A 15176-nucleotide genomic window follows, 5' to 3' on the forward strand; every position below is an offset into this window, starting at 1 on the left:
CCGGGGCGCGCGGTCAGCGCCGGCCGGCGGCGGCGGGGCGGTGGGCGGCCCCCGGGGGGCGGGAGCGGGCGGCGACGCCGCCGTCGCGGCGCCAGTCGCGGACCGCCACGGCGAGCGCGCACAGCATGGCGACGAGGCCGGAGCCGACCGCCACGGCCACGGCGCTGCGGTAGTCGTCGTGCGTGGCGCCGAGCACCAGGTAGAACAGGCCGGGCAGGGCGGCGGTGCCCACGGCGCCGCCCAGCCGCTGCCCCGTCTGCAGGGCGCCCCCGGCGACGCCCGCCATGCGCAGGGGCACCTCGCGCAGCGTCATCGTGATGTTCGGGGAGATGACGCAGCCGCTGCCGAGTCCGCCGGCGAACAGCGCCGGGGCGGCGAGCCACCCGGCCGCGTCCGCGGGGGCCCGCCACAGGATCAGCGCCGTCCCGCCCAGTCCGGCCACGACGCCGAGGAGTCCGCAGACGGTCAGCAGCCGCCCCAGCCGTCCGACGAGGCGGCCCGCCACGGCCGCCGCGGTGGCGGAGCCGACGGCGAACGGCGTGACCGCCAGCCCGGACCGCAGGGGCGAGTAGCCGAGCCCGTTCTGGAAGAACAGCGCGAGGACCAGCCACACGCCGCTGAACCCCACGAAGTAGAGCGTGGCGAGGCCCGCCCCGGTGGCGTAGCCGCGGGTCCCGGTGACCAGGCGCGGGTCCAGCAGCGGGTCCCCGCCCCGCGCGGCGACCCGGCGTTCCCAGCGGGCGAAGCCGGCCAGGACCAGCAGGCCGAGCGGGAACAGCCACCACAGCCGGCGCACTCCGCCGGCTTCGGCGAGCACCAGCGGCAGCATCAGGGCCAGGATCCCCGCGCCGAGGAGGAGGACCCCCACCGGATCGAGGCGTCCCCCGCGGCCGGGCGCCACCCGGGGCAGCAGGCGGCTGCCGAGCAGCAGGGCGATCGCGCCGACCGGCACGTTGACGAAGAAGATCCAGCGCCAGCCCCCGGGGCCGTCCGCCAGCGCCAGGACGAGGCCGCCGATGACGGGCCCGACGGCGCTGGAGACGCCGACGGTGGCGCCGAAGAGACCGAACGCCCGGCCGCGTTCCGCGCCCTGGAACATCTGCTGGATCAGGGCCGAGTTCTGCGGGGCGAGCGTGCCCGCGGCGACGCCCTGGGCCAGCCGGGCCGCGATCAGCAGTTCGGCCGAGGGGGCGGCGCCCGCGGCGGCGCTGCACGCCACGAAGGCGGCCAGCGCGGTGAGGAAGACGCGGCGTCTGCCGAACGCGTCGCCGAGGCGTCCGGCCGTGACCAGGGTGAGGGCGAAGGTCAGGGCGTAACCGGACACGACCCACTGCACGGACGCGGCCGAGGCGTGCAGATCCCGTTGCAGGGACGGCAGCGCGACCGCGACGATCGTCACGTCGAGCAGGCTCATGAACCCGGCGACCAGCGTCACCCGCAGGGCCCGCCACCGGTCGGGGTCCGGTCCTCCGTCCGCCCGCGGGTCGGTGCGAGCGCCTGCGTCGGTCCGCGTACCGTGCTTCACGGGGGGCTCCCTTGCGCGAGGTCCGGTCCGGGCGGCGGCGGGCGCCGGGTCGCGTGCCGCCGTTCTCGCCTGCGTCACCCTTGAGCGCCGGTCCAAACGCGCTCCCCGCGCGTGCCGCCCGGGCGGCGTGCGCCCGGGCGGGCCGGATCCGGGCGGCAGCGCCCGCGTGGGGCCGTGGAGCGGGACGTCATGTCCCGGGGCCGTGCTCCCGGCATGGCATAAACTCACCTTATGGGCCCATAGACCGGACCCGCGTACCAGGTAAGGCTTGCCTTAGTTTAGGCTTCCTGTTCGAGTCGCCTGTCACCGCTCGAAGGGAACCTGATCATGCCCCGCCCTCTGCGGGTAGCCATCGTCGGATCCGGCCCGGCCGGAATCTACGCCGCCGACGCCCTGCTCAAGTCCGACGCGGCCGCCGAGCCCGGCGTGTCCATCGACATCTTCGAGCGCATGCCGGCGCCGTTCGGACTGATCCGTTACGGCGTCGCTCCCGACCACCCCCGCATCAAGGGCATCATCACCGCCCTCCACCAGGTGCTCGACAAGCCGCAGATCCGCCTCTTCGGCAACGTGGACTACCCGTCCGACATCAGCCTGGACGACCTGCGCACGTTCTACGACGCCGTGATCTTCGCCACCGGCGCGATGGCCGACCGGGCCCTGCCCATCCCCGGCATCGACCTCGACGGCTCCTACGGCGCCGCCGACTTCGTCTCCTGGTACGACGGCCACCCGGACGTGCCGCGCACCTGGCCGCTGACCGCGGAGAAGGTCGCCGTCCTCGGCGTCGGCAACGTCGCGCTCGACGTGGCCCGCATCCTGGCCAAGACGGCGGACGAACTGCTGCCGACGGAGATCCCGCCGAACGTCTACGACGGCCTGAAGGCCAACCGGGCCAAGGAGATCCACGTCTTCGGCCGCCGGGGCCCGGCGCAGGCGAAGTTCAGCCCGATGGAGCTCAGGGAGCTGGACCACTCCCCCACCATCGAGGTCATCGTCGATCCCGAGGACATCGACTACGACGAGGGCTCGATCGCCACCCGGCGCGGCAACAAGCAGGCCGACATGGTCGCCAAGACCCTGGAGAACTGGGCCATCCGCGACGTCGGCGACCGGCCGCACAAGCTGTTCCTGCACTTCTTCGAGTCCCCGACGGAGATCCTCGGCGAGGACGGCCGGGTCGTCGGCCTGCGCACCGAGCGCACCGCCCTCGACGGCACCGGGAACGTCAAGGGCACCGGGAAGTTCACGGACTGGGACGTCACCGCCGTCTACCGGGCCGTGGGCTACCTGTCCGACAAACTCCCCAAGCTGCCCTGGGACATCGAGTCCGGCACCGTCCCGGACGAGGGCGGCCGGGTCGTCCAGGAGAGCGGCGAGCACCTGCAGTCGACGTACGTCACCGGCTGGATCCGGCGCGGTCCGGTGGGTCTGATCGGCCACACCAAGGGCGACGCCAACGAGACGGTGGCCAACCTGCTGGACGACTTCGCGAACGGCCGTCTGCACACGCCGGCCTCCCCCGCCCCCGAGGCCGTGGACGCGTTCCTGGCCGACCGGGACATCCGCTTCACGACCTGGGAGGGCTGGTACCGCCTGGACGCCGCGGAGAAGGCGCTGGGCGAGCCCCAGGGGCGTGAGCGCGTGAAGATCGTCGAGCGCGAGGACATGCTCCGGGAGAGCGGCGCCTGAGCCGGCGAACGGCCGAACACGTCGGGCCCGGGACCTCGCCCCGGGCCCGACGGTCCTGTGACGCGGGCGGTACCGGAACGTCTCCGGCTGTGTAAGATCCAGACCCTTCATTTCCTTCACGGGAAAACCACACTTGGGGGGTTTCATGCACATACGCCTTGTCGTCGCCGCACTCGCCGCGGCGGGCACGCTCGCCGCGCTGACCGCCGGGCCGGCTCAGGCCGCCGAGTACGACTCCGCGCTCAAGGTCCGGGGCGTCCAGTACGACGCGCCCGGCCGCGACTCCAACAGCTGCTCGACGGGCAACACCGACGAGGAGTACCTGACGATCAAGAACTACTCGTCCACGAAGACGGTCGACCTCAAGGGGTACGTCGTCAAGGACGCGGCGGGCAATCGTTTCGCCTTCACCGCGAGCCACTCCCTGCAGCCCGGCGACTACGTGAAGCTGCGCGGCGGCCACGGCACCGACTCCGACAGCCGCAACGTCGTCTACCGCGACAACTGCAACTTCCTGTGGAACAACGACAAGGACACGATCTACCTGTACAAGCCGTCCGGCAGCCGCGCCGACGTGCACGCGTACACCAAGAGCGGGTCCGACCGGGACAACAACGGCTACATCACCTTCCACAGCTGACCGGCCGGCGCGGCGTGGGACCCGCGGGTCCCACGCCGCGTCCGCGCGCCCGGCTCAGACCTCCAGCTCGGTCTCGATCCTGCGCAGCTGGTGACGGGCCATGGCGAGGTTGGCCCGGGAGGAGTCGAGCACCAGGTAGAGGAACAGCCCGTTGCCGCCGCGTCCCTTCAGGAGGCGGATCAGGTGGTACTGGGTGCTCAGGGTGATCAGGATGTCCTCGATCTCCTCCTTCAGGCCGAGGTGTTCCATGGTGCGCAGCTTGGCGCGCACCACGTCGGTGTTGCCGGCGGCGGCGACCTCCAGGTTGAAGTCCTTGCTGCCGCCGAGCGTGCCGAGGGCCATGCCGCTGGTGTAGTCGACGAGGGCGGCGGCGGTGGCGCCGTCGATGGAGCTCAGGCATTCCTTGAGCGCGGTTTCCAGATTGGCCACGGGGGCTTCCTTTCCGTACGTGCTGGTGGATCGGGGTCCGTTCGTCAAAGGGACCCGCCCGGCTGCGGATGCGGCGGGTGCTGGGGACGCTGCGGGGTGCGCACCGGCAGGGTGCCGATCGGGCGGGCGGCGGCCGCGGGCGCCGGCGGGACCGGCCCGGGCGCGGGACCGCGATGGGGCCCGAGGCGGGCGGCCACCAGGTCCGCGATGCGGGCGCCGCTGCGCCGGCCCTCCAGGTGCAGGCGGCCCACGTTGATCCGCCCGCCCGCCAGGAGGGTGAGCACGGCGGCCGGACCGGCCGCGTAGGTGGCGACGTATCCGTCCGCCCCGCGCAGCAGCAGTTCGCGGAACTCGCCGCGGGCGGTGGCGTCCGCCGTGCGGTGGGCGACTCCGAGGGCGGCGGCGGTGAGGGCGGCCAGCCCTTCCGGTTCGGCCTCGGGGACGTCGTGGGCCAGGACCAGCCCGTCGACGGTGGCCGCGAGGCACCCCGTCAGCTGGGGGACACGGGCCCGCAGTCGGTGCAGTTCGTCGAGGACGTCCGTCTCGACGGCCATGAGCAGTCTCCTTTCGGCACGCTGTCGACGCGCGCGGATCACAGGGCCTCCAAGGCGTCTTTGAGCCGTCGCAGCAGCGCCGTGTCGAGGTCGTCGTACGTCGCCGTGCGCGGGTCGGGGGTCCGCTCGGCCGGCGCCGTGGTCCGCGGCGCGGTGGTGACCAGTCCGCCGGCGGCCAGGCGGCGCAGCTCGACGAGGGTGTGGTAGGTGCGGCAGGCGAGTGCCTCGGCGATGTCGGCGGCGGTGCGGACCCCGTCGACGCACGCCAGGATCCGGCGGCGCCGGGCCGGCAGGCCCGCGGGGTCGGCGGCGGGCACCCGGGCGAGGGGGGCGAGGTCGAGGCCGGGGTCGGGCCAGATGCGCTGCAGCAGGTCCCGGCGGCGCCGTGACTCCCGTAGGACCGTGTCGACGGGGACGGGGCGGACGGGGCCGAGCCAGTGCACGGCGCCCGGCCGGAAGCGCAGGGGGCGCCCGTCGTGGGCGAGGAGGAAGTACGCGGCGTCGAAGAGCGCGCCGAGGTGGCACAGCTCCAGCGCCCCGGCGGCGAGCCGGCCGCTGTCCACGAGCCGGCGGCCGACCCGGTGCTGTGCCCCGGCCCGGTCGACCGCCTCCCACCAGCCGTCCGGGGCGACGGCGCCGCTGCGGGTGAGCAGGGTCTGCAGGCCGGGGGCGAGGGCGGATTCGACGTGCACGACGCGGCCGTCGGCGAGGTAGACGACGCCCCGCTCGCCGGAGAGGGCGCCGGTGGCCCGGTCGGCCCCGAGGGCGCGGAGCGTCGCCGTGAGGGATGCGTGCGCACCGGGAGCCGTCGTCATCCGAGCACCAGACGGTCCGCTATCTCGGCCAGCCGGATCCGGGCCAGGGCCAGGTTCCCGTCGGTGCGGTCCAGCCACAGGTGGAGGAAGACCGTGCTGTCGAAGGGGGTGCCGATGAACCTGATCAGGTGGTACGCGTCCGTGGTCGTGACGATCAGGTCCTGCACGGGCGGTTCCTCGGCGGACGCCGCCGGGCCGGCGTCGGCCGGCGCCAGGGCCGTGCTCTCCGCGGCGAGCCGGGCGAGCTCCGCGGTCTCCGCCGCCGTCGCCTCGACGTCGCCGCCCGGGGCGTCCCCCACCGTCCCCAGCGCGAGTCCGCTGATCCAGTCGATCACCGACGCACCTCGCGCGCCGGGCAGGCGCACGGCTTCCAGCAGGCTCTCGTCGATTCCGGGCACGCCGGATCCCCTCTCCTAGCACGGCTGTCCCGCGAGCGTGATCCAGAGACTACGGAAGGTGCTCGCACCGGGTGCACGCTTTGGCATTTTCCTGTGGAACGTGCCGGAAGTGACTCCTCACCGGCCTAAAATGCGCCCCCACGCACCCGCGCGGGCAGGAACCGGCCCCGACGCGAGGGGCGGACCGGCCCCGCCCGCGCCCCGGGCGGACGGCGCCCGGTACGTGCGCCCTCCGCCCGCCTCGAGCGTCCCGCGCGCCCGCGCGTCCTGGAGGCGCGGAGCCGGCGACACCGGGCGTATCCGGCACGAACCGGGCTACCCGGCCCCCATGGCCCGACTGCACATGCCCCACCGCGGGAACCACACCTCCCGCGCAGACGACACCAGGACGCCCGGCGACGCCCGGGAGCCGCACGCGGACCCGGCGCGGAGCGAGGCGGATCCGGCGTACGGCCCGGACGCCGCGACGCGGCGCAGGGCGCCCGACTCCCCCACCGACCTGCCGAAACGCTCCTGGTTCGCGCTGCTGCGCCGGGTCCTGAGCGAGTTCCAGGACGACGAGCTCACCGACCGCGCCGCCGCGCTGACCTACTACGGGGTGCTGTCGCTGTTCCCCGCTCTGCTGGTGCTGGTCTCCCTGCTGGGCGTCGCGGGCCGGTCCGCCACGCAGCAGGTGATGGACAACCTGCAGCAGTTCGCGCCCGGCTCCGCCCGGGACATCATCTCGGGCGCGGTGCAGCAGCTGCAGAACGGCGCCGGCCTCGGCTCCGTGCTGGCGGTGGCCGGTCTCCTGGGCGCCGTGTGGTCCGCGTCCGGCTACATCGCCGCCTTCATCCGCGCGTCGAACGCGGTCTACGACATGCCCGAGGGGCGCCCGGTGTGGAAGGTGCTGCCGCTGCGCCTGGTGCTGACCGTGGTGCTGCTGGTGCTCGCCGTGGTCAGCGCGCTGATCGTGGTGTTCACCGGCACCCTGGCCCAGCGGGCGGGAGCGGCGCTCGGGATCGGCGACACCGCGTTGACGGTGTGGTCGATCGCCAAGTGGCCGGTCCTGGTGCTACTGGTCACGTCGATGATCGCGATCCTGTACTGGGCCGCTCCGAACGCCAGGGCGCGCGGCTTCAAGTGGGTCACGCCGGGCAGCCTGGTCGCCCTGCTGATCTGGCTGGCCGCGTCCGCCGGGTTCGCGTTCTACGTGGCGAACTTCGGCTCGTACAACAAGACGTACGGGACCCTCGCCGGCGTCATCATCTTCCTGGTCTGGCTGTGGGTGACCAATCTGGCCATCCTCCTCGGCCTGGAGTTCGACGCCGAGCTGGCCCGGCAGCGCGCCATCGAGGGCGGGCACGCCGAGGACAGCGAGCCCTACGTCGAGCCCCGCGACACCCGGGCGTGGGACGACCAGGACCGGCGGCGGGCGGCATCGGACGGCTGACCCGACATGGCGTCGCTCCCCGGGGGTACGCGGACGCCATGACTGACGGCAAGACCCCCGACCGCGAAGAACAGGCGGAGGCGGCGAAGACCGCCGACGAGGAGCGCGCCGAGGCGCGCCCCTTCAGCTACCCGCACCCCGAGCGCCGCGCCGGTGTGCGGGCCACCCGGCACATCAGCCGGGAGCAGGCCGACGCCGACAGCGTTCCCGGCGTGCCGGGCGGCTACGGCACCACCGGCGGCGGCCAGCCCGGCGGCCGCAGCACGCCCCGCCCGGCCGGCGCCGACGTGCCCGACGAGTCCGGCGTGACCGGCACCGTCGGCGGCCGCGAACCGCACACCGACCGCGACAGCGACCGGGAGCAGCCCTAGGGCAGAACGGAGTCCACGTACCCCCCGTCGACGCGCACCGCGCCGCCGGTCGTGGCCGACGCCTGGTCCGAGCTCAGGTAGACGACGAGGTTCGCGATCTCCTCGGGCTCGATCAGGCGCTGCAGCAGCGACTGCGGGCGGTGCTCGCGCATGAAGACGCGCTGCGCCTCGTCCCAGGGCAGGTCACGGTCGACCAGCTGGTAGACGAAGTCCTCCACGCCCTCGGTGTGGGTGGGGCCGGCGATGACGGAGTTCACGGTGACGCCGGTGCCGGCCGCCTCCTTGGCGAAGCCGCGGCTGACGGCGAGCAGCGCGGTCTTCGACATGCCGTAGTGGATCATCTCGGCGGGGATGACGACGGCCGAGTCGCTGGCGATGTACAGCACCCGGCCCCAGCCCTGCCGCATCATGCGGGGCAGACAGGCGCGGGTCAGCCGGACCCCCGCCAGGACGTTGATCTCGAAGTAGCGGCGCCACTCGTCGTCGTCGATCTCCAGCGCGGGCCGGGCGCCGAAGATCCCGAGGTTGTTGACGAGGATGTCGACGTCGGGCAGCGTCTCGAGGGCGCGGGCCGCGCCCTCCTCCGTGCCCAGGTCGGCCGCGACGGGCACGAACACCCCGTCCGGCACCTGGGCCCTGAGGTCTTCGACGCTCTTCTCCAGCCGGTCGGCGCTGCGCCCGTTGACGCCCACCCGGGCGCCGGCGCGGGCCAGGCCCGCGGCGATCGCCGCTCCGATGCCCTGGGAGGAGCCCGTCACCAGAGCGGTCCGCCCGCCGAGGTCCAGGTTCATGCGGTGCCTCCTTGCCGAGACGTACGGTTGACCGCTGTCCTCCTGCCCACCCTGCCCCACGATCAACGTCCCGGCAGCCCCGGCGCGTCACCCCACCCCGGTTCTTCTCTGCTGACCTGCGGCGACGATACTGGAACCACCACGTGTCCCCGCTCCCGGATGGACTCATGACGACCTCCGCCACTGTCCGCCCCACGACGCCTCCCACGGTGTGGCTGGCTCGCGGCCGCCACCTCGGATCCGCCGCCGAGGACGTCGTCCGGCGCACTCTGCACGGCCTCAAGGAGAGCCGGACCATCGACGACTTCCTCCAGCCGCCGGAGGCCGAGGACCCGCAGGAGCGGGTCTTCGAGGCCCGCTGGACGGTGCCCGAGGCGGTGACCGTGCGGGCCCGGCTGACGCTGGCGGACGCCTCCGGCGGCGGACAGGAGTGGACCCTGGTCGCGGAGGCGGAGCAGCCGTGGGACCCGGCCTGGCCGTCCCCCGCCACCATGTTCTGGCCCGGGGACCCGGACGCCACCTGGGACCGGGACGCCGTCACCGGCCTGCGCTTCCGGGGGATCAACCGGCTGCCCGAGGACGACCGGAAGATACGGCGGGTGCTCAGGGACTCGGTGCGCAGCCCGTGGAACATCCACGTCGTGGTGCACGAGGCCATGACGCCCGACCACCGCGGCCGCATCCCGCTGGCGGACCATCTGCCGCCCGGCCTGTGCCACCGCGTGGTGGAGCACCGGGCCGCGCCGCACCAGCTGCGGGTGGTGAACTGGGCCCTGCGCGACCACGGCGTCCAGCTGCCGCGGGGCGGCGCCGTGGTGCTGCCCGGGACACCGGCCCCGTCCGGGTACGACGCCGGGGACTTCGCCGTGCGCACCGTCTTCCTCGACGGCTCCGCGCCGGCCGAGCTGATCGCGGCGGTGGCCCGCTTCGCCGCCCTGGACCGGCCGCTGCCGGAGGACGGCGAAGCGGCCCTGACCGCGCTGCGCGAGGAGTGGCGGCTGCTGACCCTGGCGGAGGAGCTGGAGCGCGAACGCAAGCTGGTGGCGATGTACGCGGAGGCGCTGGAGGCGATGACGCGGTCCCGGGACCTGTACCGGGAGGCCGCCGAACGCGCCAACGAGGCGCTGGCCGCCTACCGCGAGGCCGCCCCGGCCGTCCCCGGACGGCCGTCCGGCCCGGCCTCCCCGCTGCGGCAGCTGACCCGGCGCCTGGAGAAGCTGAGGGACTCCGCCAAGGCCCTGCGTCCCGCGCCGGTCGAGGGCGTGGGCGCGCGCGAGGGGGAAGGCCCGCGCGCGGAGGACGACGCCGGGACGCGCCCGGCCCGGACCGGCGGCTGACCGTACGCGGCTCCGCGACGCGCGTGCGGCCGCGGCGAGCCGGCCACGGGGGCGGGGCCGGAGCGCCGGGGGCGGCCGGGGCGGATCGCGCCCGTGGGGCGGGTCAGTCGGCCGCGCCGTGCGGCCCGGGCACCGGGCCCGCCGGCCGGCGCCCGTCGGCCCCGGCCGGCGTCGGCCGCGTGAGCAGGGCGGCCAGTGACGTGAGCGCCGCGAACATGGCCACCGTGGCCGCGAGCCAGGCCGGGGCGAGGGTGAGGTCCACCGCCTGGGACAGCCGCGTCGACGGATACGCGTCGCCGCACAGCTTCGCCACGGCCAGCGTCGCCGGCATCGCCACCGATCCGGCGAGCACCGGCCCGGACGGCCGCACCATCAGCAGCAGGGACAGCACCAGGCAGAACGCCGACAATCCCAGGGCCGCTGCGTAGACGCCCAGGGAGGCGCCGCCCGGCTGCGGCGGGAAGTAGAGCACCCCGCAGGCGGCGAGCGCCACGACGACGAGCCGGCCCGGCCAGGGCGCCGCTCGCAGGAACGGGTGCGGGTCCCAGGAGCGCACGGCGTGCAGCACCCGGCGGGCGGCGCGGACCACGCCGCCGGGCGCCCCGGGCACGACGGCGCGCCCGTCCGGCCGTACGGCCGTGTCCCGCCGGTGCGGGCCGGGGGCGCGCGGCCCCTCCGCCTCCGGCGGACCGGCGGACGCCCGGCGGCTGCCGGCGAGCCGCCCGATCAGTTCCACGAGGTCCTCGACGGGCCGGCCGGTGGCCGCCGCCCGGACCGCCTCCTGTCCGCAGTGCGGCTCCAGCGGCGTGCGGTGCAGCAGCGTCATCAGCCGGGTGACGTCCTCCACCGGGCGGCACGCGGCCGCGGCGCGGATCGCCTCGTCCGCGCTGTCGGCCTGCCGCGGCGGGCGGGTCAGCAGGGCGACCAGCCGGGCGACGTCCTCCACGGACCGGTCGACCCCGGCCGTGCGGAGCACGTCGGCCGTCGTCTGCGCGTACTGCGGGGAGCTCTCCAGCATCGTGATGAGATCGGCGACTTCCTCCAGCGGCCGGTCGGCCACGGCGGCCCGCAGCAGGTCGCCGACCGGATCGCCGTACGGCATCTCGACCCTCTCCGCTCCCTCGGCCCTCTCCGCCCCCTCGGCTTTCTCCGCTCCCTCGGCCCTCTCCGCGCCTTCGGCTTTCCCGGCTCCCTCCGCCCTCTCGCCTTCGGCTTTCCCGGCTCCCTCGGTCTTCCCAGCCCTCTCGGCCCTCCTGGCCCCCTTGGGCTTCTCAGGCCCTGCGGGCCTCCCGGGCCCTTCGATCCTCCTGGTCGTCTCGGTTCTCTCGGTTCTCCCGGGGTTCTCGGACTCTCCAGGCCTTTCAGCCACCCCGGTCCCGCCGGGCTTCTCCGATCTCTCAGGTTTCCCGGGCTCTCCGAGCCCCTCGACCGTCTTGGCCCCCTCGGACCGCGCAGGACTCCCGGACTTTCCGGTCGTCTCGCTCTTCCCGGTGGCGGCGGGCTTCCCGGCCGGCGGGCCCGGCGCGGGGGCGCGGGGGCCCGCGTTCTTCTCCGACGGCACTCCGGCCGGGGACTCGACCGGGGCTACGGCGAGTTCGTTCGTCCGCGGCGATGAAGAGCCGGTGGTCATGGTCTGCTCCGCTTCGTGGAAAGGGTGCGGCCGCTCGTGCGTCCCTGCGCGCCGCACGCGGCGTTGTGCTGACCATTACTAGGCGGCTCCGTTGCACCGTGCCACTCGGGTGGGCCACGGGAATGAGGGGGCGAATGAGTCGCCGGACGCGGGTCATATCGGCGCCCCGAACGGGAATCCGCACAAGGACGCGTGTGTCGGCACACGCCCGGAGGAGGTTCCGGTGGACTCGACGACAGCGGTGATCGCCGCGGCCGCGCTGCTCGCGGCCGTCGTACTGGCCCTGGCCGTCGGCGTTCTGGTGCGGCTGGTCAGGACTCGGCGCGATCTGCGACGCGCCGGACTGCCGACCGGCCCGCGCTGGGTCTTCTGGGGCGCCGTCCTCTATTTCGTCCTACCGGCCGACCTGTTGCCCGACCCGGTGTACCTGGACGACATCGGCGTCCTCCTCCTTGCCCTGCGCACCGTGCGCGGCTCCCTCGGCGCACGGGGGCGCACCGGGGCGCGACAGCTGGATCGCAAACCGCTCCATGACTACGCACCGTAAGGCAACCATCCACCCGTTCGATTCGTATAAGTCTCTGGAAGCCGAGGGAAGTCGGCGGACCAGGCGACGGCGCAGCTGGACCATCGCTTGATCGGCGCAGCACCGACGAGGGAGAGACGATGCAACCGTTCGCGCTCAACTACGCACGTCCGGCAGTGGAGTCGGAAGCCACTACGCCGTATGTCTATGACTCCGGGCTGCAGTTGAACGTGCTTTTCGACGGCCGGGTGGCGGCCTGTGACCACGCCCTGCTGAGGGAGCTGGGCACCACGACGTCCACCGCGGGATCGAAGACGCACTTCGACGACTGAACGCGGATCACCGACGATGACCGTCCTGATCCTGACCTGTGAAGAGGACGTCACCGCGGACATGGTGGTCGTGCACCTGAACGCGTCGGGCGTCCCCGTGGTCCGCCTCGATCCCGCCGACCTGACCGGCGGGGTCGCCCTCTCCGGCGAGTGGGTGCACGGATCCTTCCGCGGCCACCTGTCCTGCGGGGGCCGCCTGGTGAGCATCGGCGGGCTGCGTTCGGTCTGGGTGCGCAGACCGGGCGCGCCCGCCGCGCGGGCGCCGGCCCCCTCCGCATGGCTGACCGAGGAGTCCGCGCAGGCGCTGTACGGCATGCTCCGCGGCTGCGGGGCGCGCTGGATGAACCATCCCGACGCGGCCGGCCGGGCCCGCCACAAACCCTGGCAGCTGCGCCTGGCCCAGTGGTCCGGCCTGCCCGTGCCGGCCACGCTGATCACGACGTTTCCGCGGGCCGCCCGCGAGTTCGCGGAGCGCTACCCCGACCTGGTGGTCAAGCCGGTCTCGGGCGCGCACCCGCAGGACCCGCCCCGGGCCGTGCCGACCAGCAGGGTCTCGCCGGAGACGGACTTCTCCGCGGTCGCGTACGGGCCCACACTGCTGCAACGCCGGATCACCAAGCGGGCCGACATCCGGCTCACCGTCGTGGGCGACCGTCTGCTGGCCGCCCGCAAGGCGGCCGCGCCGGACGCCGGCCCCGACGACGTGGACGTCCGTTTCACCGCCTCGGACGTGCCGTGGCGGCCGGCCGACGTGCCGCCGCGCGTCGCCGAGTCCGTCCACGGCTACATGAGGGGGGCCGAACTCGCCTACGGAGCCTTCGACTTCGCGGAGGACACCGACGGGACCTGGTGGTTCCTGGAGTGCAACCAGTCGGGGCAGTTCGGGTTCGTCGAGGTGGACACGGGCCAGCCGATCGCACGCACCATCGCCGCGTGGCTGGCCCGCCCCGGCCCCGAGGAGCCGGTGCGCGTGGACGGGGCCGGCACGACGGTCCCCTGACCACGGCGCCGGCACGGTCAGTGCGGGCGCGGGCCCGGCAGCATGGCCGTCCGCTGCCAGCCCGTGCCCGGGGACGGCGGACGCTCGGTGCCGGGCAGCCGGCCGGGCGCGTGCAGCGGGCGCATGGCGTCCTCCAGCTCCCTGTTGACGCGCTCGGCCTCGTGGCGCACCTGGGTGGGGACGTCGCCGCATTCCGCGACGAGCCGGTCGTAGATGGGGGAATCCTGGAACACCCGTCAACGTGCCTTTCCTGTCGTCCGCCCCCGTGCTGGGGTGCGACTGCCGAGTCTAGGCGTCCGGACGCCCGCGGGTGCCCACTACCCGTGGACTCGGTCGTCGGTCAGGCACCGGTCGTGGAGCCGGGGCGGACGATCATGAGGACGGTGACGGTGGCCCAGAGCAGGTTGAACAGGCCGGTGAACAGGGCGAGCCGCACCGTGCTGCCGTGCTCGACGGACCCGCGGTCGGCGAGCTGCTCGACGAGTTCCTCCTGCCGGGGCAGGACGAAGGCGGCCAGGACGCCGGCGGCCGCGGCGGTCAGCGCGATGGAGGTGACGAGCCATCCGCTGCCCAGGACGCCCATCACCGATCCGGTGGCCAGGCCCAGCACGGGCACCGCCACCCCGACGCCGGCGTAGACCCGGCAGATGCGGTGCAGCAGCCGGACCGTGCCCACCGCCCCCGCGTCGCTCCCGCCGCCCGCCGCGCGGCGGGCGGCCGGCGGGAACATGCTGGCCGCGACGGTGACGGGACCGACGGCGACGATGGCGGCCAGGACATGGAGGGACAGCAGGATCTCGGTCATCGGGCAGGCTCCGGAACGCGGGGACGAGGACGGACGCGAGCGCCGGCGGTCGGCGGCGCCGGACCCACGCTAGAAAGCCGCGCGGTGATCGCACAGGGGCGGAAACGACAGCATCCAACGGATTCCCGCCAGCGCCGTCACCAGGGACGACCATGCCGGTCCGGACCGGGACGCGGGCTGCCGTCCCTGGCGGGAATCCGTTTATCGTGGCCGTCATGCACACCGTGGCGATCCTGGTCCTCGACGGCGTGGTGCCGTTCGACATGGCGGCGCCGATGCAGGCCTTCGACTGGACCCGGCTGCCCGACGGACGCCGCCCGTACCGGGTCCGCCTGTGCGCCGAGTCGCCCGACGTGCGCACGGAGGGCATGGCCCTGCGGATCGGGGTGCCGGTAAGAACGCTGTCACCAGCCGCAAACGGCGATGATCTTGCGAGGGTGCCACCCGTGTGGGTGAGTCCGGTGTCGTACAGCTGCGCGGGGTGAAGCCCCGGGAGGACGGTCTACGACCGTGGCCCGTACCCCTTTGGATCTGGACGACCTGGTCGAGCACTGGACGCTGTTGAAGGACGAGCAGGGACTCGTGTCCGGCAAGCGCGGTGCGACGCGACTGGGCTTCGCCGTGTTACTGAAGTTCTATACGCAGTACGGCCCTTTTCCCCGGGGCTGGTTCGAGCTGCCGGGTGGGGCGGTGGAGTTCGTCGCCCGGCAGGTACAGGTGCCTGCGTCCGAGCTGGACGCGTATGAGTGGAGCGGTCGGACGGTCGAGTATCACCGTGCGCAGATCCGTGGGCACCTGGGCTTTCGTGAGTGCAGGGTCACGGACGCGGACAAGCTGACGGCTTGGCTAGCTGTTCTGTCCGGGGAGGTTGTGGACGGGTGACGCAGGTCTCGGCTGAG

At 74.0% G+C, this 15176-nt stretch carries 18 protein-coding genes and 1 pseudogene; 10 read left to right on the forward strand and 9 right to left on the reverse strand.

Annotated features, from left to right (window positions below; translation table 11 throughout):
* Positions 1-13: 13 nt before the first annotated feature.
* The gene (locus tag ABD363_RS31320) at positions 14-1525 is read right to left on the reverse strand and encodes an MFS transporter (RefSeq protein ID WP_344609734.1); all 1512 of its coding nucleotides are present in this window, start codon (positions 1523-1525) and stop codon (positions 14-16) included.
* 327 nt (positions 1526-1852) lie between these two features.
* Between ABD363_RS31320 and ABD363_RS31325 the strand changes: the two genes are divergently transcribed.
* Together ABD363_RS31325 and ABD363_RS31330 are read left to right on the forward strand one after the other, a co-directional pair.
* Positions 1853-3217, forward strand: coding sequence for an FAD-dependent oxidoreductase (locus ABD363_RS31325; protein WP_344609736.1), 1365 nt, complete (start codon positions 1853-1855; stop codon positions 3215-3217).
* 145 nt (positions 3218-3362) lie between these two features.
* Positions 3363-3857 carry a lamin tail domain-containing protein gene (locus ABD363_RS31330; RefSeq protein WP_344609738.1) on the forward strand — a complete coding sequence of 165 codons (495 nt, stop codon included), beginning with the start codon at positions 3363-3365 and terminating at the stop codon, positions 3855-3857.
* A 54-nt stretch (positions 3858-3911) separates the two neighbouring features.
* Here the strand turns inward: ABD363_RS31330 and ABD363_RS31335 are convergent, their stop codons facing one another.
* From ABD363_RS31335 to ABD363_RS31350, 4 genes are read right to left on the reverse strand one after another with little or no spacing between them, the layout of a single operon-like run.
* Complete coding sequence (locus tag ABD363_RS31335; protein ID WP_344609740.1) at positions 3912-4286, reverse strand: roadblock/LC7 domain-containing protein; 375 nt, start codon at positions 4284-4286, stop codon at positions 3912-3914.
* 44 nt (positions 4287-4330) lie between these two features.
* Positions 4331-4840: a roadblock/LC7 domain-containing protein gene (locus tag ABD363_RS31340; RefSeq protein ID WP_344609742.1), complete on the reverse strand. Its 510-nt coding sequence runs from the start codon at positions 4838-4840 to the stop codon at positions 4331-4333.
* A gap of 38 nt (positions 4841-4878) precedes the next feature.
* Entirely contained in the window at positions 4879-5655 is a 777-nt protein-coding gene (locus ABD363_RS31345) for a hypothetical protein (RefSeq protein WP_344609744.1), read from the reverse strand.
* The gene (locus ABD363_RS31350; protein ID WP_344609746.1) at positions 5652-6053 is read right to left on the reverse strand and encodes a hypothetical protein; all 402 of its coding nucleotides are present in this window, start codon (positions 6051-6053) and stop codon (positions 5652-5654) included. The genes ABD363_RS31345 and ABD363_RS31350 overlap by 4 nt, the downstream gene beginning before the upstream one ends.
* A 328-nt stretch (positions 6054-6381) precedes the next feature.
* On the opposite strand from ABD363_RS31350, the gene ABD363_RS31355 reads away from it, so the two are divergent.
* Both ABD363_RS31355 and ABD363_RS31360 read left to right on the forward strand, forming a co-directional pair.
* Entirely contained in the window at positions 6382-7485 is a 1104-nt protein-coding gene (locus tag ABD363_RS31355) for a YihY/virulence factor BrkB family protein (protein ID WP_344609748.1), read from the forward strand.
* Between the two features lie 38 nt (positions 7486-7523).
* On the forward strand, positions 7524-7856 hold the full coding sequence (locus ABD363_RS31360) for a hypothetical protein (protein WP_344609750.1): 333 nt from the start codon (positions 7524-7526) through the stop codon (positions 7854-7856).
* Here the strand turns inward: ABD363_RS31360 and ABD363_RS31365 are convergent.
* On the reverse strand, positions 7853-8647 hold the full coding sequence (locus tag ABD363_RS31365; RefSeq protein ID WP_344609752.1) for an SDR family NAD(P)-dependent oxidoreductase: 795 nt from the start codon (positions 8645-8647) through the stop codon (positions 7853-7855). The genes ABD363_RS31360 and ABD363_RS31365 overlap by 4 nt on opposite strands.
* Positions 8648-8814: 167 nt before the next feature.
* On the opposite strand from ABD363_RS31365, the gene ABD363_RS31370 reads away from it, so the two are divergent.
* Positions 8815-9984 (forward strand): hypothetical protein, encoded by a 1170-nt coding sequence (locus ABD363_RS31370; protein WP_344609754.1) that lies wholly within the window; start codon positions 8815-8817, stop codon positions 9982-9984.
* A 103-nt stretch (positions 9985-10087) separates the two neighbouring features.
* Here ABD363_RS31370 and ABD363_RS31375 read toward each other — a convergent pair whose 3' ends face one another.
* On the reverse strand, positions 10088-11086 hold the full coding sequence (locus ABD363_RS31375) for a hypothetical protein (protein ID WP_344609756.1): 999 nt from the start codon (positions 11084-11086) through the stop codon (positions 10088-10090).
* A 751-nt stretch (positions 11087-11837) separates the two neighbouring features.
* Here ABD363_RS31375 and ABD363_RS31380 point away from each other — a divergent pair.
* The 3 genes from ABD363_RS31380 to tgmB all read left to right on the forward strand — a co-directional run bounded on the left by ABD363_RS31380 (position 11838) and on the right by tgmB (position 13472).
* Positions 11838-12161 (forward strand): YkvA family protein, encoded by a 324-nt coding sequence (locus tag ABD363_RS31380; protein WP_344609758.1) that lies wholly within the window; start codon positions 11838-11840, stop codon positions 12159-12161.
* Positions 12162-12280: 119 nt separating this feature from the next.
* Positions 12281-12472 (forward strand): putative ATP-grasp-modified RiPP, encoded by a 192-nt coding sequence (gene tgmA / locus ABD363_RS31385; protein WP_344609760.1) that lies wholly within the window; start codon positions 12281-12283, stop codon positions 12470-12472.
* Positions 12473-12488: 16 nt separating this feature from the next.
* Entirely contained in the window at positions 12489-13472 is a 984-nt protein-coding gene (gene tgmB / locus ABD363_RS31390) for an ATP-grasp ribosomal peptide maturase (protein ID WP_344609762.1), read from the forward strand.
* Between the two features lie 17 nt (positions 13473-13489).
* Here the strand turns inward: tgmB and ABD363_RS31395 are convergent, their stop codons facing one another.
* Positions 13490-13705 (reverse strand): hypothetical protein, encoded by a 216-nt coding sequence (locus ABD363_RS31395; protein WP_344609764.1) that lies wholly within the window; start codon positions 13703-13705, stop codon positions 13490-13492.
* A 107-nt stretch (positions 13706-13812) separates the two neighbouring features.
* Entirely contained in the window at positions 13813-14277 is a 465-nt protein-coding gene (locus ABD363_RS31400) for a hypothetical protein (RefSeq protein ID WP_344609766.1), read from the reverse strand.
* Between the two features lie 215 nt (positions 14278-14492).
* Here ABD363_RS31400 and ABD363_RS31405 point away from each other — a divergent pair.
* Together ABD363_RS31405 and ABD363_RS31410 are read left to right on the forward strand one after the other, a co-directional pair.
* A pseudogene (locus ABD363_RS31405) lies at positions 14493-14690 on the forward strand (AraC family transcriptional regulator); the annotation flags it as partial.
* 97 nt (positions 14691-14787) lie between these two features.
* Positions 14788-15159 (forward strand): DUF4158 domain-containing protein, encoded by a 372-nt coding sequence (locus ABD363_RS31410; RefSeq protein ID WP_344609768.1) that lies wholly within the window; start codon positions 14788-14790, stop codon positions 15157-15159.
* The last annotated feature ends 17 nt before the right edge of the window (positions 15160-15176 follow it).

Source organism: Streptomyces glaucus (assembly GCF_039533365.1).
GTDB lineage: Bacteria > Actinomycetota > Actinomycetes > Streptomycetales > Streptomycetaceae > Streptomyces > Streptomyces glaucus.

What these genes read in the sequence shown, in the direction of transcription:
- ABD363_RS31325 (WP_344609736.1), top strand. Translation starts at nt 1,853, where the DNA reads ATGCCCCGCCCTCTGCGGGTAGCCATCGTCGGATCCGGCCCGGCCGGA.
- ABD363_RS31330 (WP_344609738.1), top strand. Translation starts at nt 3,363, where the DNA reads ATGCACATACGCCTTGTCGTCGCCGCACTCGCCGCGGCGGGCACGCTC.
- ABD363_RS31340 (WP_344609742.1), bottom strand. Translation starts at nt 4,840, where the DNA reads ATGGCCGTCGAGACGGACGTCCTCGACGAACTGCACCGACTGCGGGCC.
- ABD363_RS31345 (WP_344609744.1), bottom strand. Translation starts at nt 5,655, where the DNA reads ATGACGACGGCTCCCGGTGCGCACGCATCCCTCACGGCGACGCTCCGC.
- ABD363_RS31355 (WP_344609748.1), top strand. Translation starts at nt 6,382, where the DNA reads ATGGCCCGACTGCACATGCCCCACCGCGGGAACCACACCTCCCGCGCA.
- ABD363_RS31360 (WP_344609750.1), top strand. Translation starts at nt 7,524, where the DNA reads ATGACTGACGGCAAGACCCCCGACCGCGAAGAACAGGCGGAGGCGGCG.
- ABD363_RS31365 (WP_344609752.1), bottom strand. Translation starts at nt 8,647, where the DNA reads ATGAACCTGGACCTCGGCGGGCGGACCGCTCTGGTGACGGGCTCCTCC.
- ABD363_RS31370 (WP_344609754.1), top strand. Translation starts at nt 8,815, where the DNA reads ATGACGACCTCCGCCACTGTCCGCCCCACGACGCCTCCCACGGTGTGG.
- ABD363_RS31375 (WP_344609756.1), bottom strand. Translation starts at nt 11,086, where the DNA reads ATGCCGTACGGCGATCCGGTCGGCGACCTGCTGCGGGCCGCCGTGGCC.
- tgmA (WP_344609760.1), top strand. Translation starts at nt 12,281, where the DNA reads ATGCAACCGTTCGCGCTCAACTACGCACGTCCGGCAGTGGAGTCGGAA.
- tgmB (WP_344609762.1), top strand. Translation starts at nt 12,489, where the DNA reads ATGACCGTCCTGATCCTGACCTGTGAAGAGGACGTCACCGCGGACATG.
- ABD363_RS31400 (WP_344609766.1), bottom strand. Translation starts at nt 14,277, where the DNA reads ATGACCGAGATCCTGCTGTCCCTCCATGTCCTGGCCGCCATCGTCGCC.